Consider the following 21,005-nt stretch of genomic DNA (forward strand, 5'->3'; position numbering starts at 1 on the left):
GCCCCTTCACAGAAGGTGACGTCAGAGCAAGCCGTCCCACATCTGTTCCAGCAGCACCGACCACCAGCTCTCCGGCGAACCGAGCGCCGCCGGGTCGAGGGCGGCGAGCGCCGCCTGGAAGTCGACGGTCCAGCGGCCCGCCTGCTCCTGGTTCAGGCCGAAGCGAAGCCGCCACATACGGCCCAGCAACGCCAGGCTCCGCGCGAACTCCGGCAGCCCCGTGTTCACGAACTGCGGCGGTACGGGTGCGCCGCCCGGACCCGCCTCGACCGGTACGGCCACGATGTTCGCCGTGCCGTACTGGACGCAGATCGCCTTGCCGAAGTCGCTGCCCATGACGAGGTACGAGCCCGCGTCCGAGGCCGGCTGCACCCCGCGTTCCTGGGCCAGTTCGGCGAGCGTGGGCACCGGGCGGCCCGGCTGGGCCTGGGCCCAGAAGAACGGGTTCATGTCCATGGGCAGCCCGGCCACGACCAGGGTGTGCGCCACGATCGGGGGTACGCCCTGCCGGGACACCGCCGCCTGGTCGAACCGGAAGATCCCCGGTCCGAACGCCGCCGCCAGCTCCTGACCGATGTTCTCCGGCGGAATCGGCGGCGAGGGCTGCACCGGCGGCAGCGGCGCGCGCACCGGTGCCGGCCGGGCGGGGCCGTCCGCGACCTGGTGCAACTCGCCCTGGTGCGCGAGGAGTTGGGCCATGCCCTGCTGACGGCTCGCGTGGTCCGTGCCGTACGGGGCGATGCTGGTGATCCGCGCCTGCGGCCAGCTCTCGCGGATCATCCGCGCACAGTACGCGCCCGGCAGCTCGCAGGACTCCAGCTCCGTGTGGAGCTCAAGGACCTGCTGCGGGGGCACGTTCATCGCACGCAGTTCGTGCAGGATCTGCCACTCCGGGTGCGGGGTGCCCGGCGCGGAACGGCGGATGAGCTGCTGCTCGGAGCCGTCCTGCGCGCGGTAGCGGAGTACGGCCTGATAGCCGGGGCCGACGGTCGGCTGGCCCTGCTGGGGGTAGCCGTACGCCGGGGGCTGCTGGCCGGGCATGGGCTGGCCGGGGGTCGGTCCGCCGCCCGGGCCCGGCATGGGGGGCTGGCCCGGCATGGGCTGGCCTGGCATCGGCTGCTGAGGCGCGCCCGGCGGCATCCCGGGAGCGTGCGGCGGCGGGGGCGTACTCGGGCCCGCGGGACCAGGGCCGGACAGCACCGTCTGGGCGTGGTGGACGCCACCGGAGGGCGTACCACTCGGAGGGTTCGGAGCGCCTGAACCTCCAGGCTGACCGGGCTGACCAGGGGCACCCGGAGCGCCAGGCGGCTGCGGCGCACCAGGACGGGAAGCGCCACCGGGGCCGGACCCGGCGAACATGGTCGCCGCGTGGTGGACGCCACCGGGCGGCGTACCCGGAGCGCCCGGGGCACCCGGAGGCTGCGGCGCACCCGGCGGAGGCGTACCCGGCGCGCCGGGCTGGCCGGGGGCACCGGGCGGGCCCGGCGGCTTGGGGCCACCGGAACTGCCACCCAAACTGCCGCCGGGCTGGTTCGGGTCGGCGAACACGGTGGCCGCGTGATGGACGCCACCCGAGGGCGTACCGCTCGGAGGATTGGGAGCACCGGGCGGCTGCGGCGCACCAGGTCCTCCGGGCGAACCCGGCTGACCAGGCACCCTCGGCCCCTCGGGCCCGTCAGCACCGAGCTGCGACACGAGCTGCGTGGGCACATACCCACCGCCCCCCGAGGCACCCGGCGCACCGGGCCCGGACGGCGGAGGCGTACCCCCCGGCCGCGCCCCCGGCGTCCCAGGCGCACCCGGCGGAGGCGGCGTACTCGCGCCACCGCCACGCGCCCCGCGCGGCGGCGACTGCGCCTTGCTGGTCGCGGCGTCGGCGATGTCACCGGCATGGGGCGCCAACGGCCGCCCCGGCCCACCCGAACCAGCGGGCGGCTGCGGCGGGTTGGGCCTGGCGGGCGGCTGCGGCGCATTTGGTCCGGCGGGCGGCGGCGTGCCCGGAGCGGCACCGGGCGCCTGCGGATATCCGTACGAGGAACCGGCCGGCGGAGTGCCGGGCGCACCCGGAGGCGGGGCTCCCTGCGAACCAGGGCCTTGCGGGTACCCGTACGACGAACCAGGCGGCGGCGTACCCGGCGCACCATGCGCGCCAGGCGGCGGCGTACCCGGAGCCGCGCCCGGCCCCCGGTCGTCGTCGACCGCCGGGGTCACCGCCGTGCGCGGAAGCTGGCTGCCGCCCTGCATCAGGGAGGTCTTGGCGTCCGGTGGCGTGGGCGGCGGCGTACTGCCGTCGTCGGCGTCGCTCAGCGGCGGTGCGAACACCGTCGCGGGCAGCGGCACCGAACGGTCCTCGCCCGCATCGGCGTTGGTGTCGGTCCCGGCCCACGGGGTCGCCTCGGAAGGCGTACCGGGACCATCACCGGAACCCGACTCGGACCCGCCCCCGGCGGCCGGCCACGACGGAGCACCCCCGGGAGCCGAGGACCCGCCCGGCGACATCCCGGGCCGCGAACTCCCGCCCCCCGACGCCCCGTTGGCGAACCCGGCGTCAGCAGAGGCAACAGCCGGACGAGCCCCCGCCCCATCGGACGAACCCGACGACGAACCGGATGAACCGGGGGAGCCCGAGGACGAACCGGACGAACCGGACGGCGAACGGGACGAACCGGCGGAACCCGAAGGCGAACCCGCCCCCGACCCTCCCCGCCGATCCGGAATCCCCATCCGGTCCGCCGCCTCCTGCAACCACTCCGGAGGAGTCAGCAGGAACGACGTCTGGTTCAGATCCACCCGCGCCGGAGGCGCCGGCGCCGGTTCGGGTGCCGCATCCGGCAGCCCATACTCCTCCTCGTACCGGCGAATCACCTCACCCACCGGCAGCGAGGGCCACAACGTGGCCTCCCCGCTGTCCCGCGCGATCACCAGCCGCTGCGCACCACCGTCGGAGCGCGGCCCCTCGGCCCGGTCCTCCGCCCAGACCACGAAACCGAGCTCGAACTCCCGCACCCGCACCTCACGATGCTGATACGAGGCCACATCACCGTTGATCCACTCTTCCGCGCGCTCCTGCGCCTGCGCGAAGGTCACCATCGGACGCTCACTCCCCCACCGAAGAGACGGACACGGCACGCGCGAAGCCGCCGTCCACCATCAGGTTCGCCACGGTCTCCAGCTCCGGCGGATTACCCGCCAGCCGGCCCAGGAACTGGTCGAAGTCGTCACCACAGGGCAGCAACAGCCGCTGCACCCGCTCCGGCGGCGGCCACGCGTCCTGGTCACGCGCGTCGTCGAACGCGCAGAACCACACCGACCCGACCCGCTCACCCTTCACCTTCACCGCAAGCAGCCCGCCCTGGACAAAACCGACGCCCAGATAATCCTTGGTGAGATGGTCACGCAGACACTTGTTGACGTACACGAGATCGTTGACAGCCGCCTCGTCGCGCACCGTGAAGAACGGCTGGTCCACCAGCAGACCCAACTCGGCGTCCAGCGCCGCCCCCACCGGAGCACAACCACCCGCCGCCTTCAGGAACGACCGATAAGCACCCGGAAGCCGATACCCCAGATCCTCCTCGACGCCCTGCACCTCCTGCTCGCTCACCGCGACCGACGTCTTCGGCAGCCCGAAATGCACCGGCCGCGTCTCCTGCAACGGCCGCGTACCCCTCTTGCTCTGGTCGACGGCCGCCGTCGCCAGCCCGCCATGATGCCGCAGCAAAGCCTTCACCTCGACCGGCACCAACTCAAGCCGCCGCAAACCCGGCACGTGATGCCAGGTCCAGCCGTGCGGAGTCGCCACCGCCGGGATCGTGTCCCACAAGTCGTGCCCCGTAGCCGCCAAAGCCGCGTTCGCCGACACATAGTCCGTCAGCCGCAGCTCATCGACACCGAAGCCCTCGGGCGGCTCGGCGATCTCCGCCGCGGCACGCGCATAGACCGAGAAGTCGGGATAGCCGTACTCATCGACCCGTACACCTCTGGGATGACGAGCGGCCCGGACCGGATCCGGAAAATGTACGACCTGCCCGGCATAAGCCGCGTTCGGCGGCGCGGCTTGCTGCCCGAGCCGACCTGTCGTCATGGCGGTTGCCCCCTGCGGCGTTCTGATTGGATCGCGGACGTCGACAGCCTATGCGGTTGTACGACACCGGTCACCGGGCCTCCGGTTCCGCACCGGCCGACGGGCCCAGCGGTTCCGTGACCTGCCGTCACCCCGCCGTGACCGTGCGACGAAGAACAGGCGTGTCGCATGGCCTCGGCTTCCACACCAGCCACGGAGTTTGGCACTCTGTCCCCGCACCCGGGGGCTGCGACAACAGCAGCCACACCGCGGGGATGGGGAGGAAACAAGATCATGAACGCCACACAGACGGGCACATCCGGTGACCCACGGGTCGGCTGGAGCAACACCGAAAGACCCCACGCACCCACCCTCCACCACCGCCGCGACGGCATACTCCCCACCATCGCAGCCGCCCTCTCCGTACGCGGCACCACCCTCACCGGCACCGCCGCACGCGGCGACCAACTCCCCGAACTCCACCCACTCGTACGAGACTTCCTCGACACCCTCACCAGCGCCCAACGCGACCGCTTCACCGGCCGATGCGCCGAGACCATCCTCATCTCCCGACACCTCAGCGCAGCCGACACAGCCCGCTCCAAACGCGCCGCCCGCAAACCCATGACCAACAGCGAAGCCCGCAAAACCCTCAAGAACGCCAAACTCACCGCCCGCTACATCCGCGAGGACGGCGACCCCCTGCACGGCAACTTCGCCGCACCCTGCCGCTCCTGCACCGCCCTCAGCGCCCACTTCGGCGTACGCATCGTCGACCCGACGACACCGGAAGCGTGAGCCTTCCCACACATACGCACGTATCTCAAAGACACCAACAGGAACGCCGCACAGACGAACGTAGGACCCATGCACGCCGACCGCACCACCGCCACGACCCGCTTCCCCGCACCCGTCGACCACGCACTGCGCGCCGCCGGATGGCAGCCGGGCCGCTGGGACATAAAACAGGCCGAGTACTGGGCCGACGCCCTGCGCAACCACGAATCCCCGGCCGGACACCGGCACGCCGTGTTCCCCGCAGCCGTCGAAGCATGGGCGGAATTCGGCGGACTCCACGTACCCGTCTCCGGACCCGGCCGACAGGTCGCCCCCTCCCCCCTCCACCTCGACCCACTGCACGGCCTCCACATGGCCCGCACCCTCGCCGACCTCGGCCGCGCCCTGGACACCGAGGTCTGCCCACTTGGCGAGGAATCCGAGAGCCGCGCACTGCTCACGATCGACGCCGAGGGACGCGTATACACACTCGACCACACCGGCGACTGGTACCTGGGACCCGACGTCGACCAAGCCCTGACGGGACTCCTCTCGGGCATCGAGCCGGTACGCCTGACAACCGGCTGAACCTGCTTGGTTCCGGGGCTCTCAGCCCTCCGCCGGAATCACCGCGGACACCCGGAACCCACCTGCATCCGTCGGCCCCGACACGAACACCCCACCCAGCGCGGCAACCCGCTCCTTCATACCCACCAAACCGTTCCCCCCACTCGGCAGACGCGCATCCGAAGCCGCCTCCGGCTCCGGCGGAGGCTCGTTCTCCACCTGCATCGCGATCTCCGCCGAACGATGCGCCAACCGCACATGCGTCTTCGCACCCGCCGCATGCTTGTGGACGTTCGTCAACGCCTCCTGCACCACGCGGTACGCGGTCTGCTCCACCTCCGGCGCATACGCACGGATATCACCGTCGACCGACAGATCCACGGTCATACCAGCAGCCGCCGACTGCCCCAACAACTCATCGAGATCGGCCAGACAAGGCCCGTCGCCACCCTCGTCATCGACAGCCCGGGACGCCGCCGCGGCAGCCGCCGCACCCACCGCCGCAAGCGGCACCGGCTGCGTCCGAGGCGACAAACCATCCCCCGTACGCAACACACCCAGCATCTCCCGCAACTCCGTCAGCGCCTGCCGGCCCATGTCCCCCACCAGCGCCGCGTTCCTGACCGCCTTCTCCGGATCCTTCCGGGCAACAGCCTGAAGCGCCGCCGCATGCACAACCATCAGACTCACCCGATGCGCGACCACGTCGTGCATCTCACGGGCGATCCGCGTCCGCTCCTCGTTCCGCGCCCACTCGGCCCGCTCCTCGGCGCGCTCGGCCAGCAGCTGCAACTCCCGCTCCAGCGAGTCGGCCCGCTCCCGCAAGCTCTCCATCAGCCGACGCCGCGCACCCACATACAAACCAAGAAGAATCGGCGGCGCGGTCAGCCCCAGCGAAGTCGTCAGTGACAAGAACGGCACAGCCCACTCACCGAACTCCACATCACCGCGTACGACACCCTGATGCGCCCGCACATACGCGACGATCAGCACCCCGACCATCGACATCGACGCCAACGCCCCGATGATCCGCCGCGGCAACTCCGACGCCGCCAGCGTGTAGAGCCCGACGACCCCCATCAGAAAACCCATCGCGGCAGGCGTGATCGCGATCGAGACAAGAACGACAGCAATCGGCCACCTACGCCGAAACAGCAGTACGGCCCCCGCCAACACCCCGAAAACGATCCCCGCCGGCTCCGGCAACCCCGCATCCCGCGCGAACGGAACCCCCTCGAAAGCGCACTCGACAGCGGACACCAACGCGAGCCCACCATCAAGCCACGCACTCCGCCACCGCACCCACCACCACGGCCCCGTCCCGGCCGCGCTGTGGTCTTCCCCCGTCGTGGTCATACCTCCAGCCTACGTTCGCCCACCCCACCTTTTCCGGTGACTTTCCCGCACTGGCCTACACCACACGCCGCAATCGAACAGGAGCAAAAACGGCAGAAATCCCTCGAACTGGTGAACCGAACACGATTTCGGGCCGGACGCCCTTATTCGGGCCTGAGGGTATGCCCATGGCACACGTATACGGCAAGTACGCCGACTTCGAGGGGCTGCGGGAGCAGGCGATCGCCCTGCGGCGCGAGGGCTACAGCCTTCGGCAGATCGGGGACGAGCTTCAGGTTCACAACAAGGAGACCCTCCAGCGCCTCGTAGAGGGCGAACCACCTCCGGAATGGACGAAGCGCCCCAGGGCCAAGGACGACCTCCGCGAGAAGGCCCGGCAGCTACGACTCCAGGGCTGGACGTACAACCAGATCCAGGCCGAGCTGGGCTGCTCGAAGAGCTCGGTCTCGCTGTGGGTACGGGATCTTCCACACCCGGAACCCAAGTGCACGCCGGAGGAACAGCGAGCACGCATGAACGCGGGGCTCGCACGGCTGCGTGCCACCCAGGACCGCGAGCGCGAGGAAACCAAGCGGGCGGCAGCCGCGGCGGTCGGCGAGCTCTCCGACCGCGAGCTGTTCCTCCTCGGCGTCGGCTTGTACTGGGCCGAGGGCTCCAAGGACAAGCCGTACCGGCGCGCTGAGGTCCTGCAGTTCATCAACAGCGACCCCAACATGATCAAGCTTTTCCTACGCTGGCTGGAGTTGCTCGAAGTGTCGCGGGATCGCTTGACCCTTCGGGTCAGCATTCACGAAACCGCCGACGTGGAAGCCGCCGAGAAGTACTGGGCCGACATCGTGGGCGTCGACGTGTCCGTGTTCAGCCGAGCCACCCTGAAGAAGCACAACCCTCGAACTGTCCGCAAGAACACGAACGACGCTTACCGCGGCTGCTTGGTCATCTACGTCGCCAAGAGCGCCGAGTTGTATCGTCGCGTGGAAGGCGCCTGGTACGGCATAGTGTTGGATGCCTACACGGCGACCTAGCCGAATGTCCGGTTTGGTCGACTTTATTCCCCCGTGGTGTAATTGGCAGCACTGTGGCTTTTGGTGCCATCTGTCCGGGTTCGAGTCCTGGCGGGGGAGCCCTTCTCGGTTCGGGGCCTGCCCCAAGAAGACGGGGTCAGGCCCCGCTCACATTTCCCCCGCACAACGCCCCGGTATCCTGCCGATGTCCGCACCCCAAAGACATCGCAGTCATCGAAGCCGAAGGGCAAAACCCGTGAGCGCCATTCGCCCGGCAGCCGTAGTCGTTCTTGCAGCGGGTGAGGGCACCCGTATGAAGTCGGCCACACCGAAGGTCCTGCACGACATCTGTGGCCGTTCCCTTGTGGGGCATGTGCTTGCCGCCGCGCGGGAGTTGGAGCCTGAGCAGTTGGTTGTCGTGGTGGGGCATGCGCGGGAGAAGGTGGCCGCGCATCTTGCCGAGATCGATCCGGGCGTACGTACGGCTGTGCAGGCCGAGCAGAACGGGACCGGGCATGCGGTGCGGATGGGGCTGGAGGAGTTGGGCGGCGGCGTCGACGGGACCGTGGTCGTCGTCTGCGGTGATACTCCCCTGCTCAGCGGCGAGACCCTCCAGAAGCTCGCCGCGACCCACACCGCCGACGGGAATGCCGTGACCGTGCTGACCGCCGAGGTTCCGGACGCCACCGGGTACGGACGGATCGTGCGTGACGGTGCCTCGGGGGCCGTGACCGCGATCGTCGAGCACAAGGACGCGAGCGAGTCACAGCTGGCGATCCGTGAGATCAACTCCGGGGTGTTCGCGTTCGACGGGCAGCTTCTCGCGGACGCGCTCGGGAAGGTCCGTACGGACAACAGTCAGGGCGAGGAGTATCTGACCGACGTTCTCGGGATTCTGCGCGAGGCCGGTCACCGTGTCGGCGCTTCCGTCGCCGGTGACCATCGTGAGATCGCCGGGATCAACAACCGTGTCCAGCTCGCCGAGGCCCGCCGTATCCTCAACGACCGTCTGCTGACCCGCGCGATGCTGGCCGGCGTGACCGTCGTGGACCCCGCGACGACCTGGGTCGATGTGACCGTGACCTTCGAGCAGGACGCGATCGTGCATCCGGGCACGCAGCTCCATGGCGCCACGCATCTGGGCGAGGGCGCTGAGGTCGGTCCCAACTGTCGTCTCAGGGACACGACGGTCGGTGCGGGTGCGCGGGTGGACAATACGGTGGCTGAGGGTGCCGAGGTGGGGCCGGAGGCGAATGTCGGGCCGTACGCCTATCTGCGTCCGGGTACGCGGCTGGGGCTGAAGGCCAAGGTGGGTACGTACGTCGAGACGAAGAACGCGTCGATCGGTGAGGGGACGAAGGTTCCGCATCTCTCCTACGTGGGTGATGCGACGATCGGTGAGTACTCCAATATCGGTGCGGCGAGTGTGTTCGTGAACTACGACGGTGAGGCCAAGCACCACACGACGGTGGGTTCACATTGCAAGACGGGTTCGGACAACATGTTTGTGGCGCCTGTCACGGTTGGGGATGGTGCGTACACGGCGGCGGGTTCGGTGATCACGAAGGATGTGCCGCCGGGTTCGTTGGCTGTGGCCCGTGGTCAGCAGCGGAATATTGAGGGTTGGGTGGCTCGGAAGCGTCCGGGGAGCGCAGCTGCGAAGGCGGCGGAGGCGGCTTCTCGGGAGGCTGAGGGTGGAAGCTGACCGGAATTCGGCGCGTCGGTGACGGCGTACCGTGATAGGTGCACATCCGCATACCCAGCTGTGGTCATTGTTTGACGACCGGCTGAGACACCTCTGAGGAGACAGTGCTGTGACCGGGATCAAGACGACCGGCGAGAAGAAGTTGATGTTCTTCTCCGGCCGCGCCCACCCCGAGCTTGCCGAGGAGGTCGCCGAGCAGTTGGGTGTCGGGGTTGTCCCGACGAAGGCCTTTGACTTCGCGAACGGTGAGATTTATGTCCGTTACGAGGAGTCGGCGCGTGGTGCGGACTGCTTTGTGGTTCAGAGCCATACGGCTCCGATCAATCAGTGGATCATGGAGCAGTTGATCATGATTGATGCGCTGAAGCGGGCTTCTGCTCGGAGCATCACGGTGATTGTGCCGTTCTATGGTTACGCCCGTCAGGACAAGAAGCACCGGGGACGTGAACCGATTTCGGCGCGTTTGGTCGCGGACCTGATGGCGACGGCCGGTGCCGACCGGATCCTGACGGTCGATCTGCACACGGACCAGATTCAGGGTTTCTTCGACGGTCCGGTGGATCATCTGTTCGCGTTGCCGCTGCTCGCGGACTATGTGGGCAAGAAGGTGGATCGCGCGAAGCTGACGGTGGTTTCGCCGGATGCGGGCCGGGTGCGGGTGGCGGATCGCTGGTGTGACCGTCTGGGTGCTCCGCTGGCGATTGTGCACAAGCGTCGTGACAAGGATGTGGCGAATCAGGTCACGGTGCATGAGGTGGTCGGTGATGTCGAGGGCCGGGTGTGTGTGCTCGTCGACGACATGATCGACACGGGTGGCACGATCTGCGCTGCGGCGGACGCGTTGTTCGCGCATGGTGCGGAGGATGTGATCGTGACGGCGACGCATGGGGTGTTGTCGGGTCCGGCGGGGGATCGTCTGAAGAACTCGAAGGTCAGTGAGTTCGTCTTCACGAACACGCTGCCGACGCCGGGTGAGTTGCAGCTCGACAAGATCACGGTGTTGTCGATCGCGCCGACGATCGCGAGTGCGGTGCGTGAGGTGTTCGAGGACGGTTCGGTGACGAGCCTGTTCGACGACCACTAGGCCGGTTTGAGTAGCCGGTTTCGGGTCTGAAGATCGATTTCTGGTACGGCCTTCCCGCCGCGTAAGCTGTCACAGTTGCTCGGCGAGGGAGGCCGTACGGCGTTGTGTCAGACGCTGGTACGGCGGTCCGTAATCGACGCGCTCTTCGTAGCAGGCCGTTGTTTGGCCGGGTGACTCTGTTTCCCCTTATCTACGAGGAGTGATGAGCATGGCCGAGGTGAAGCTCGCCGCCGAGACGCGTACTGAGTTCGGTAAGGGTGCGGCGCGTCGTATCCGCCGTGAGAGCAAGGTTCCCGGTGTGCTGTACGGCCACGGTGGCGACCCGATTCATGTGACGCTGCCGGGTCACGATCTGCTGCTGGCGCTGCGTACGCCGAACGTTCTTCTTGCCCTTGAGATCGAGGGCAAGAAGCAGCTGGCGATTCCGAAGGCTGTTCAGCGTGATGCGATCAAGGGTTTCCTGGAGCACGTGGACCTGCTGCTGGTGCGCAGTGGTGAGAAGGTCAATGTCGAGATCTACGTCCACACCGAGGGTGAGCTGGCTCCGGGTGGTTACCTGCTGGAGCACGTGCTGAACGCGCTGCCGGTCGAGGCTGAGGCGACGCACATTCCGGAGTCGGTGACCGTGTCCATCGAGGGCCTGGCGGCCGGTGACTCCATTCTGGCGAAGGACATCCCGCTGCCGGAGGGTACGACGCTGGGGATCGACGAGGACGCGGTTGTTCTCCAGGTTCTGGCCGCGCAGGCGGAGGAGCCGACGGAGGAGGGCGAGGGCGAGGCTGCGGCTGCGGAGGCCTGACCGGCAGGGAAGCCCGGGCTTGCCGTACCGCTCTTCATGAGGGCGCCCGGCGCTTGGGGCTGTGCCCACCCTCCCCCACTCTCGGCTTCGCTCGAGCGGGGGGACCCCCATCTCCCTGCGGAACGTTTGCCCACAGCAGTTCCAGCCGCCGCTTCCTGCAGGAAGCGGCGGCTGGTTCGCGTATGAAGGAGACATGGACGTGACGAGCGACGCCGGCGCCCCCTGGTTGGTGGTGGGGCTGGGTAATCCGGGGCCCGAGTATGCGATGAACCGGCACAACGTGGGGTTCATGGTGGCTGATCTGCTGGCTGAGCGGGTCGGGGGGAAGTTCAAGCGGGCCGGGAAGGCGCAGGCTCTGGTGGTGGAGGGGCGGATTGGGCCGCCGGGGCCGGGGAGTCGGCGGGTGGTGGTGGCCAAGCCGATGTCGTACATGAATCTGTCGGGTGGTCCGGTGAATGCGTTGCGGGATTTCTACAAGGTGCCGGTCGCGAATATCGTTGCCATTCATGATGAGTTGGACATCGACTATGGCGTGTTGCGGTTGAAGCTGGGTGGTGGCGACAACGGTCATAACGGGCTGAAGTCGATGACGAAGGTGATGGGTTCGGATTATCACCGGGTGCGGTTCGGGATCGGGCGGCCTCCGGGGCGTATGCAGGTCGCGGATTTCGTGTTGAAGGACTTCGCGGCGGCGGAGCGCAAGGAGCTGGACTACTTCGTGGATCGGGCGACCGATGCGGTGGAGTGTCTGGTGATCGATGGGCTGGAGCGGGCGCAGAGTACGTACAACTCCTGACTTGTCCCCCGGTGTGACCCAGTCGGAGTTGACCGAGCGCTGGGCCATGGCCAAGGATCTCCGCCATGTCTGCCCTCACCTCTCGCCCGAGCGCGGGTACTGCGCTGCGGTTCGGGCGGCTCGCGGCGATGGGGACCGTCGCGGTGCTTCTGCTGATCGCCGGCGTCTGGGCCTCGTGGGGTACCGCGCAGCATGTGATGCTCACCAAGGGGCGTGAGCGGGGCACGATGACGGTTACCCGGTGCGTGGATGATCGCTGTACGGGTTCGTATGCGCCGGTGTCGGAGGGGTCCACTGCGCGTGAGCGGGTCACGATCTCGAGCACGGTGGTGGCGAAGAAGGGCGAGACGTACGCGGTGGTGGTGAAGCCGGGGAGCGACGAGGTGGTCCGTACGGGGCCCGGCGGGCTGCTGTACGCGTGGGTGCCGCTCGGCGGTGCGTTGCTTCTTGCTTCGCTGGTGGTGGCAGGAGGGCTGCGGCTGTCACGGCTTGCGTGGGCGTTGGGTGGGGCGGGGTTGACGTTGCTGACGGCGGCGTTTGTCGCTCTGTGAGGGTTTTCGCCCCCGCCGCCCTTACCCTTCCCATCAGGGGCCCGCCCCTGGACCCCGCTGGGGGCTGCGCCCCCAGACCCCCGCTTTCGGCCTGAACGGCCTCGTCCTCAAACGCCGGACGGGCTGAAAATCAGCCCGTCCGGCGTTCGTGGCCTCACCCCGTGTTGCGCAACCCCGCCGCCACGCCGTTCACCGTCAGCAGCAGCGCCCGTGACAGGAGCGGGTCCGGGGCCGCTCCGGAGGCGGCGGCGTCACGTTGGCGCTTCAGGAGGGCTACCTGGAGGTAGGAGATGGGGTCCAGGTAGGCGTCTCGGATGGTGAAGGTCTGCTTGAGGACCGGCTGGGCGTCCAGGAGTTCCTGTTCGCCGGTGATGCGCAGGACCTCGCGGAGGGTCAGCTCGTGTTCGGTCTCGATCGTTTCGAAGACGTGCTTGAGGTCGTCGGGGACGAGGGTGTCTACGTAGTGGCGGGCGATCCGCAGGTCCGTCTTGGCGAGGGTCATCTCGACGTTGGAGACGAAGTTGCGGAAGAAGTGCCACTGCTCGTGCATCTCCTCCAGGACGGAGTCCAGGCCGGCCTCGCGCAGCGCCTTCAGGCCGGAGCCGACGCCGAACCAGCCCGGCACGATCTGCCGCGACTGCGTCCAGCCGAACACCCACGGGATGGCCCGCAGTCCGTCGAGGCCCGCGCCGGAGTCGGGCCGTCGCGAGGGCCGGGAGCCGAGGTGCAGGTCGGCGAGCTGGTCGACGGGGGTGGAGGCGAAGAAGTACGCGGGCAGGTCCGGGTCCTCGACCAGGCGGCGGTACGCGGCGTGGGCGGCGTCGGAGACGACGTCCATCGCCGCGTCCCAGCGGGCCAGTGCTTCGCTGGGCTGGCGTGGGGCCGTGTGGAGGGCGGAGGCCTGGAGGGTGGCGGCGACGGACAGTTCCAGGTTCTCGCGGGCCAGGGCGGGGATGAGGTACTTGTCGGAGATGACCTCGCCCTGTTCGGTGACCTTGATCTCACCTTCGAGGGTGCCCCAGGGCTGGGCGAGGATCGCGTCGTGCGTGGGGCCGCCGCCGCGGCCGACGGTGCCGCCGCGGCCGTGGAAGAGGCGGAGGCGTACGCCGTAGCGGTGGGCGACGTCGCGCAGCCGTCGCTGGGCGCGGTGGATCTCCCACTGGGAGGTGGTGATGCCGCCGAACTTGGATGAGTCGGAGTACCCGAGCATGACCTCCTGGACGTCACCCCTGAGTGCCACGAGCCGCCGGTAGGAGGGGTCGGCGAGCATGCCTTCGAGGATGGTGTCGGCCGCGCGCAGTTCGTCCGTCGTCTCGAGGAGGGGCACGATGCCGATCTTCGCCCAGCCGGCGTGCAGGTCCATCAGTCCGGCCTCGCGGGCGAGGACGGCCGCGGCGAACACGTCGTCGGCGCCCTGGCACATGGAGATGATGTACGACTCGATCACCTCGGGCCCGAAGACCTCGAGGGCCCGCTTGACCGTCTCGAACACCCCGAGGGTCTTCTGCCCGGCCTCGTCCAGGGGGGCCGGAGTCGGTGCGAGGGGCCTGCGGGAGCGCAGTTCCTTGGCGAGCAGCTTGTGCCGGTACTCGCGCGGCATGTCCTCGTAGCGCCAGGACTCCTCGCCGAGCCGGTCGAAGAGCTGGCCGAGCGCGTGGTGGTGGGCGTCGGCGTGTTCCCGTACGTCCATGGTGGCGAGCTGGAGGCCGAAGGCGGCGAGGGTGCGGATGGTGCGGTTCATGCGGCCGTCGGCGAAGAGTGCGCCGCGGTGTTCGCGCAGGGACGTCTGGATCAGTGTGAGGTCGTGCAGGAGCTCGGAGGTGCCGAGGTAGTCGCGGCCTTCGTCGTGCGGGGTGCCCTTGGCGAGGCGCTGCTTGGTGTTCTCCAGCTTCTGCCGGATGCAGGTGGCCTTGAGGCGGTAGGGCTCCTCGGCGTTGAGGCGCTTGTAGCGGGGGCTGATCTCGGGGAGGTTCGCCAGATCGGCCTGGAGGGAGTCCAGCAGTTCCTGGGTGGCGCCGGAGTAGCGGATGGAGTTGGAGAGGAAGCCGCGGAGTTCGTCGATCATCTCCAGGGCGTCGTTGATGCCGTGCTCGTGCTGGAGGATCAGTACGTCCCAGGTGACCTGGGGGGTGACGTTGGGGTTGCCGTCGCGGTCGCCGCCGATCCAGGTGCCGAAGGTGAGCGGGCGGGTGTCGTCGGGGAGGACGACGCCGACGCGTTCCAGTTCGGCGGTGAGGTCCTCGAGTACGTCGCCGACGGCACCGGCGTGCAGTTCGTCGAGGTAGTAGATCGCGTTGCGGGCCTCGTCGGCGGGCTCGGGGCGTACGACGCGCAGTTCGTCGGTCTGCCAGACGAGGTCGATGTTCTCGGCGAGACGGGTGTCGTAGCGGCGGCGGTCCGCTTCGATGACGGGGGTGTCCAGCAGGGCGGCGATCCGGCGCAGCTTGTTGAGGACGGAGCGGCGGGCGGCCTCGGTCGGGTGGGCGGTGAAGACCGGGCGAACATTCAGGTGCCGTACGGTCGCGCGCAGGTGCTCGGGGTCGGCGTCCTTGAGGCGGTCTGCCGTGCGGGCGAGGAGTCCGCCCTCGGCGGCCCGCCTGGCGCGCAGCTCGCGGCCTCGGTGTACCTGCTCGGTGACGTTCGCCAGGTGGAAGTACGTGGAGAAGGCGCGGACCAGCTTGGCGGCGGTCTCCAGTTCCGTGCCGCGCAGCAGCTCGGCGGCGGCCTCGCCGTTCTCGCGGGTGAGGCGGCGCACCCTTTCGACCAGTTCGAGGAGCTCGGGGCCCTCCTGGCGTACGAGGGTCTCGCCCAGCAGGTCGCCCAGGCGGCGGATGTCGGCGCGCAGCTCACTGCTGGTCGTGGTGGTCTGGTCGTCGGCACTGCTCACAGGTGCGGCTCCTTGCAGTGGTGAAGGACGTCTGAGGCTCGGCTGAGGTGGAGCCCGTCGGCCTGCGGCGGCGGTGGCCGCATAGCAAGAGGGCATCAGGGAAGTTAAGAAACAGAGCGGACCGCGCTGTCCGACCGATTCCAGGATAGGTCTCGATGCGGAGGCGCAGTCTCTCGGCCTCTTGCCGCCGGGCTGTGCGCTGCCATACTTACGACGCCGTAGGTTACGGAACCGTAGGCATGACATACGAACCCGTATGCCTGTACATCCGGCATCGTCTCAACCCACGAACCCCACAGGGGACGCCCCATGACCACAAGCTCCGATGTGATCGACGACGCCCCGAAGGCGACCAACGACACCTCGCTCCCCTCTGCCACTCTGGGCGGCGAGCAGAAGCGTTCGATCGAGCAGATCACGCTCCTTCTCTTCATCACCGTCCCGTTCCTCGCGCTGCTCGCGGCCGTGCCCCTGGCCTGGGGCTGGGGGGTGAGCTGGCTGGACCTCGGTCTGCTGGTGTTCTTCTACTACCTCGGCTGCCACGGCATCACCATCGGTTTCCACCGCTACTTCACGCACGGTTCCTTCAAGGCCAGGCGCCCGCTGCGGATCGCGCTCGCGATCATGGGCTCGATGGCGGTGGAGGGCCCGCTGGTCCGCTGGGTCGCCGACCACCGCAAGCACCACAAGTTCTCCGACGCCGAGGGCGACCCGCATTCGCCGTGGCGCTTCGGCGAGACCGTCCCGGCTCTGATGAAGGGCCTGTGGTGGGCGCACATCGGCTGGATGTTCGACGAGGAGCAGACGCCGCAGGAGAAGTACGCGCCGGATCTGATCAAGGACGGGGCGATCCGTGCGATCTCCCGCCAGTTCATCTTCTGGACGATGCTCTCCCTGGCCATCCCGCCGCTGGTCGGAGGCCTGGTCACGATGTCCTGGTGGGGAGCCTTCACGGCGTTCTTCTGGGGCTCGCTCGTCCGGGTGGCGCTGCTGCATCACGTCACGTGGTCCATCAACTCGATCTGTCACGCGGTGGGCAAGCGCCCCTTCAAGTCGCGTGACCGCTCGGGCAACGTGTGGTGGCTGGCCGTACTGTCCTGCGGCGAGTCCTGGCACAACCTGCACCACGCCGATCCGACGTCCGCCCGCCACGGCGTGGAGCGCGGTCAGCTGGACTCCTCGGCGCGGATCATCCGCTGGTTCGAGCAGCTCGGCTGGGCGTATGACGTGCGCTGGCCGTCACGCTCGCGTATCGATTCACGCCGGAACCCAGGCGGGAAGGGTTCCCGAGGTAAGGCGGAGACCGCTGAGGCGGCATGATTGACAGCGTGGCCGACTCCAGCACACCCAGCAACGACAAGCCGCGGCGTGCGCGCCGGACCCGGATGACGGGGGCGGAGCGACGCCAGCAGCTCCTGGAGATCGGCCGCACGCTCTTCGCCACCAAGGGCTTCGAGGGCACGTCGGTGGAGGAGATAGCGGCGAAGGCCGGGGTCTCCAAGCCGGTGGTGTACGAGCACTTCGGCGGCAAGGAGGGCCTGTACGCGGTGGTCGTGGACCGTGAGATGCGGTGCCTGCTGGACATGGTGACCAGCTCGCTCACGGCCGGCCATCCCCGCGAACTGTGCGAGCAGGCGGCGTTCGCGCTGCTCGACTACATCGAGGAGTACACGGACGGTTTCCGTATCCTCGTCCGTGACTCCCCCATCCCCCAGTCCACGGGTTCCTTCGCCTCGCTGATCTCCGACATCGCGACACAGGTCGAGGACATCCTGGGCCGCGAGTTCAAGAGCCGCGGCTTCGACCCGAAGCTCGCGCCGCTGTACGCCCAGGCCCTGGTCGGCATGGTCGCCCTGACCGGCCAGTGGTGGCTGGACGTACGGCGCCCGAAGAAGGCCGAGGTGGCGGCCCATCTGGTGAATCTGGCCTGGCACGGTCTGGACGGGCTGGAGGCGAAGCCGCGCCTGATTGGCCACCGCAAGAGCTGAGCGGCCGGCCGGCTCAGAGAGCCGGCCGCCAGTCGGTCTTCAGTTGTCCTCGATGTCGCGGGCGCTCAGTGCCAGGTCGTTGGTGGCGGAGAAGAACGGTCTGATCCGGGTGCGGCCCCGCTGCGGGTGGTCGAGGACGACCGCCGGCACGACATCCGTTTTCTTGCGATCCACGATGTCCCCGCTGATCCGGCCCACCGGGACGGTCCCGTCGGCGGTGGACAGCCGCAGATCCCAGAGGTCCTGTTCCGTGGTGCGCCGCGCCATGACCTCCTCGTACGGGAGGGTGAAGCGGAGGCTGTCGGCGCCTACGGAGTGGGCGGGCACGGAGAAGTCGTACGCCCGCTCCGTCCGGGACACCGCCTGCACCGTGACCCCAGCCCCGGCCGCGAGGCCGGTGGCCCCGTGCAGCGAGACGGTGACGGACACCGAGCGCTCGCCGGCCTGGATCCGCTCGACCTCGGCGTGGCCGGGCCGCAGCCAGGTGCGCAGGGCGAGATAGCCGTCGGCGGTGGTGTACGGGATCCACGCGCTCACGCCGTCGGGTTCGCGGACGGTGAGGGGTCTTCGAAGCAGGGCCGCCTGCTCGACGAGCCGGGCGGTGAGGCGCGTGCGGGTGCCGGAGCCGGTGCCGCGCGGGGCGACGTAGCAGTCCCAGCGGCCCTCGGCGAGGGTGTGCTCGCCTCGGTGCAGGGTGACGCGGGCGCCGGTGTCCGGGGAGTCCGGGTCCGGGAGCACAGGGAGGCGGACCTCCCGCCTGTCCGGGTCGCGGCGCAGACGGAGAACGAAGTCCAGTGGTCCGGCGGGCAGTTCGGCCGGGTTGAGCAGTACGGTCAGTCCGCCTTCCGCTGTCGCGCGGGCGTGCGCGGCGGGCGGTGGGGTGCTCTCCGGGAGGGCGGTGGACGCTGCCGGGCGGGGTCGGACGGTGCGGCTCAGCCGCCGGATCAGGGCCGCGCTGCCGCCGGTCCAGGTGCGGCGGCGCTTGCGGGAGAGTTCGTCGATGAGGGCTTCGTAGCGGCGGGCGATGACGGAGGGGGCGTAGGTCGCGGCCTTCTCCTGGGCGCCGGCGGCGAGTTTGCGGCGCAGTGCGGGGTCGGCGACAAGGCGCTTGAGTCCGTCGGCGAGGGCGTCGACGTCGCCGGAGAGCGGTACGAGCAGTCCGTCCTGGCCGTCGGTGATGATCTCGCCGGGTCCGTGCGGGCAGTCGGTCGCGACGACCGGGACGCCGCAGTGCATGGCCTCGACGATCGTCATGCCGAAGGACTCCATGTCGGAGGAGATGGCCGCGATCGCGCCCTTGGCCCACTCGGTCTCGATGGGCGACACGGGTCCCATGAGGAAGGCGCGGTCGTACAGCCCGAGCCGGTCGATCTGCTCCCGCAGCCTCACCTTCTCCGGGCCCCGCCCGTAGATCCGCAGGGTCCAGCCCGGATACTCCGCGGCGACCTTGGCGAAGGCCGAGACCAGCCGGTCGTACCGCTTGACGGCGATCAGGCGTCCGGCCGCCACAATGACGTCGGAGTCCAGGGAGGAGGGGACCACGGCCGGGGCGCGCACGCCGTTGGGTACGCACACGATGGTCGCCGTCACGCCGGGCAGTGCGGCGCGGTACTGCGCGGCGTCCGCCTCGGACACGGTGACGAAGGCGTCGAGGCCCGCGACGGCCCTGTTCTGGTGCTCGCGCAACCGCTCGCCGTGGGCGTCGAGGCTCAGGTGTTCCTGGCCGATCCGCAGGTACCGGGGCTGGCCGTCGCGGGCGAGATAGCCGTTGAGGTCCGGGCGGGTGGCGATCACCACGTCGGCGTCGGTGTCCTTGAGGTAGCCGCCGATGCGCGCGTCCTGGAGGGCCGAGTACGGCAGCTTCGACGAGTACTTGGCCGCCCCGGTGTCGGAGAACATCGTGCAGGGCTGCCGGGTGAGTTCGTGCGTGCCCTCGTAGCCCGGGCTGTCCTCGCGCATGTCGATCAGCGAGGTCAGCCGTACGCGCGGGTCGAAGGGGAGCGCCGGTTCGTCCCGTACGCGGTGCACGCTGACGACCTCGACGTCGTGGCGGTCGGCGAACGCGGCCGAGAGGTTCGCCGTGGAGCGGATGGTGCCGCCGATTCCGTACGCGTTGTTGATCAGGAAAGCGATCTTCACGGCGTTCTCGGCTTCGCGCGAACAATCCGGAGTCTGGGTACCACCGAAGAATTCCTTTCAGGAAGCGGAGCCGCTCCGCGGAAACAGCAGGGCAGGCGTCCGCCACCCGAAAAACGGCAGCAAGAAAGGAAAACTCCTGGTCACAGACCCCCCTGCGGCTTCGAACCCTAGCAAACGCCAGCTGAATTTACACCGAAGTAACACGTGACGTTAGGCATACGTTCGGCCGGTCGACCGAAAACGGAAGATGGTCATCTAATTAGCGGGAAGGGGAATCGGTTGCGCTAGTAACGAAGCCCGCACCGGAGCGCCCCGTAAGGGGCGCGGGGAACTGCGCGAGCAACCACACACAAACCCCCACCATGCCCACCGGGCCAAACTGCTCAAGCCAAGCGCAGCGGCACCGTTTCCAGCAGCTCCCCCGCCATCCGCGCAGCGGACCCCGCCGTCTCCTCCGCTATGCGTCGGAACGTCTCCTGGGCCTGGCGGGCCGGCCACTCCGGGGGCAGGTGCTGGACCGGGAGCCGGGGGTCCGTGCGTATGATCCGCAGCCATTCGGCGACCAGGCGGAGGCGGGTGGCCATGGGGTCGGCGGAGGTGACGCCATGGCCACCGGCCCACCGCTTGTCGAAGGCGGCGTACCGTGCCGCGACGCTCTCCAGGTCCCAGCTCTCCCGGATCATCGTGCCGATGTCCGTCGCCTCGTCGGCTTGCGCGTGGAAGACCTTGACGTGGGCGGCGAGGCCGAGTTCGGAGACGATGTCGTGGACGCTGACGCGGCCGGGCGCGATCCACAGCCCGCTGTAGAGCGCGCCGAACCCCGACCAGGTGAGCCGCGACCGCAGGTCATGGCGCTGGCGCTGCCAGGACTCGGGAAGGGAGAAGCCGAGCAGCGTCCAGGTGCCGTCCCAGTCCTCGTTGACCGCGCCGTCCTGCCAGATGCGCTGCCCGCCGTCCTGAAGGATCCGTACCGCCTGCGGGGTCAGCCCGAAGAACATCTTGCGGCCCTCGCGCTGACGCCGCAGCAGCCCCCGGTTGACCATGCGGGTCAGCGTGGACCGTACGGCCTGCTCGCCCGTCCCGACCCGGGCCAGTACGTCGATGATGCTGCCCGAGTACACGCACAGCTCACCCTCATCGAGTACGTGGTTGCCGAAGAAGGCGAGCACCAGCGACTGAGGGCGCAACTGCGGGGTGTCAGGGGAATCGGGGGCCTCGGGCGGCGTGTCCGTCGTGTCCAGGTTGTCGTCCTCCACAGCGGTAAGCGTACGACCGCCCGTGTGCGGGAG

The 21,005-nt window shown here is 68.9% G+C and carries 16 protein-coding genes and 1 tRNA gene; 11 read left to right on the forward strand and 6 right to left on the reverse strand.

What is annotated here, in order from left to right; translation table 11 throughout:
• Window positions 1-21: 21 nt before the first annotated feature.
• Window positions 22-3,090 (reverse strand): SUKH-4 family immunity protein, encoded by a 3,069-nt coding sequence (locus ACYVO6_RS03105; protein WP_461056929.1) that lies wholly within the window; start codon window positions 3,088-3,090, stop codon window positions 22-24.
• Between the two features lie 7 nt (window positions 3,091-3,097).
• Complete coding sequence (locus ACYVO6_RS03110; protein ID WP_461056931.1) at window positions 3,098-4,084, reverse strand: SMI1/KNR4 family protein; 987 nt, start codon at window positions 4,082-4,084, stop codon at window positions 3,098-3,100.
• 273 nt (window positions 4,085-4,357) lie between these two features.
• Here ACYVO6_RS03110 and ACYVO6_RS03115 point away from each other — a divergent pair, with 273 nt between their 5' ends.
• Window positions 4,358-4,861, forward strand: a complete 504-nt coding sequence (locus tag ACYVO6_RS03115; protein WP_461056933.1) for a YwqJ-related putative deaminase — start codon at window positions 4,358-4,360, stop codon at window positions 4,859-4,861.
• Window positions 4,862-4,930: 69 nt separating this feature from the next.
• Window positions 4,931-5,428 carry an SUKH-3 domain-containing protein gene (locus ACYVO6_RS03120; protein ID WP_461056935.1) on the forward strand — a complete coding sequence of 166 codons (498 nt, stop codon included), beginning with the start codon at window positions 4,931-4,933 and terminating at the stop codon, window positions 5,426-5,428.
• Window positions 5,429-5,449: 21 nt separating this feature from the next.
• Here ACYVO6_RS03120 and ACYVO6_RS03125 read toward each other — a convergent pair whose 3' ends face one another.
• The gene (locus tag ACYVO6_RS03125) at window positions 5,450-6,763 is read right to left on the reverse strand and encodes a sensor histidine kinase (protein WP_461056937.1); all 1,314 of its coding nucleotides are present in this window, start codon (window positions 6,761-6,763) and stop codon (window positions 5,450-5,452) included.
• A gap of 167 nt (window positions 6,764-6,930) precedes the next feature.
• On the opposite strand from ACYVO6_RS03125, the gene ACYVO6_RS03130 reads away from it, so the two are divergent.
• The 7 genes from ACYVO6_RS03130 to ACYVO6_RS03160 all read left to right on the forward strand — a co-directional run bounded on the left by ACYVO6_RS03130 (window position 6,931) and on the right by ACYVO6_RS03160 (window position 12,702).
• On the forward strand, window positions 6,931-7,788 hold the full coding sequence (locus ACYVO6_RS03130; protein ID WP_461056939.1) for a hypothetical protein: 858 nt from the start codon (window positions 6,931-6,933) through the stop codon (window positions 7,786-7,788).
• Between the two features lie 27 nt (window positions 7,789-7,815).
• Window positions 7,816-7,887, forward strand: a tRNA-Gln gene (locus ACYVO6_RS03135).
• Between the two features lie 136 nt (window positions 7,888-8,023).
• Window positions 8,024-9,472 carry a bifunctional UDP-N-acetylglucosamine diphosphorylase/glucosamine-1-phosphate N-acetyltransferase GlmU gene (gene glmU / locus ACYVO6_RS03140; RefSeq protein ID WP_461056941.1) on the forward strand — a complete coding sequence of 483 codons (1,449 nt, stop codon included), beginning with the start codon at window positions 8,024-8,026 and terminating at the stop codon, window positions 9,470-9,472.
• Between the two features lie 109 nt (window positions 9,473-9,581).
• A complete protein-coding gene (locus ACYVO6_RS03145; RefSeq protein ID WP_461056943.1) occupies window positions 9,582-10,556 on the forward strand; it encodes a ribose-phosphate diphosphokinase in 975 nt (324 codons plus the stop codon).
• A gap of 208 nt (window positions 10,557-10,764) precedes the next feature.
• Entirely contained in the window at window positions 10,765-11,355 is a 591-nt protein-coding gene (locus ACYVO6_RS03150) for a 50S ribosomal protein L25/general stress protein Ctc (protein ID WP_461056945.1), read from the forward strand.
• A 193-nt stretch (window positions 11,356-11,548) separates the two neighbouring features.
• Complete coding sequence (gene pth / locus ACYVO6_RS03155) at window positions 11,549-12,151, forward strand: aminoacyl-tRNA hydrolase (protein ID WP_461056947.1); 603 nt, start codon at window positions 11,549-11,551, stop codon at window positions 12,149-12,151.
• Window positions 12,152-12,216: 65 nt separating this feature from the next.
• Window positions 12,217-12,702: a hypothetical protein gene (locus ACYVO6_RS03160; protein WP_461056949.1), complete on the forward strand. Its 486-nt coding sequence runs from the start codon at window positions 12,217-12,219 to the stop codon at window positions 12,700-12,702.
• A 154-nt stretch (window positions 12,703-12,856) separates the two neighbouring features.
• Here the strand turns inward: ACYVO6_RS03160 and ppc are convergent, their stop codons facing one another.
• A complete protein-coding gene (ppc, locus tag ACYVO6_RS03165) occupies window positions 12,857-15,589 on the reverse strand; it encodes a phosphoenolpyruvate carboxylase (protein WP_461056951.1) in 2,733 nt (910 codons plus the stop codon).
• 309 nt (window positions 15,590-15,898) lie between these two features.
• Between ppc and ACYVO6_RS03170 the strand changes: the two genes are divergently transcribed.
• Both ACYVO6_RS03170 and ACYVO6_RS03175 read left to right on the forward strand, forming a co-directional pair.
• Window positions 15,899-16,909, forward strand: coding sequence for an acyl-CoA desaturase (locus ACYVO6_RS03170; protein WP_461056953.1), 1,011 nt, complete (start codon window positions 15,899-15,901; stop codon window positions 16,907-16,909).
• Window positions 16,906-17,577: a TetR family transcriptional regulator gene (locus ACYVO6_RS03175; protein ID WP_461056955.1), complete on the forward strand. Its 672-nt coding sequence runs from the start codon at window positions 16,906-16,908 to the stop codon at window positions 17,575-17,577. The genes ACYVO6_RS03170 and ACYVO6_RS03175 overlap by 4 nt, the downstream gene beginning before the upstream one ends.
• A gap of 39 nt (window positions 17,578-17,616) precedes the next feature.
• On the opposite strand, the gene ACYVO6_RS03180 is transcribed toward ACYVO6_RS03175, so the two are convergent.
• Window positions 17,617-19,716: a glycosyltransferase family 4 protein gene (locus ACYVO6_RS03180; RefSeq protein ID WP_461056957.1), complete on the reverse strand. Its 2,100-nt coding sequence runs from the start codon at window positions 19,714-19,716 to the stop codon at window positions 17,617-17,619.
• A gap of 383 nt (window positions 19,717-20,099) precedes the next feature.
• Window positions 20,100-20,972, reverse strand: a complete 873-nt coding sequence (locus ACYVO6_RS03185; protein WP_461056959.1) for a PaaX family transcriptional regulator — start codon at window positions 20,970-20,972, stop codon at window positions 20,100-20,102.
• Window positions 20,973-21,005 lie beyond the last annotated feature (33 nt).

The organism is Streptomyces pseudoechinosporeus, from assembly GCF_054783935.1.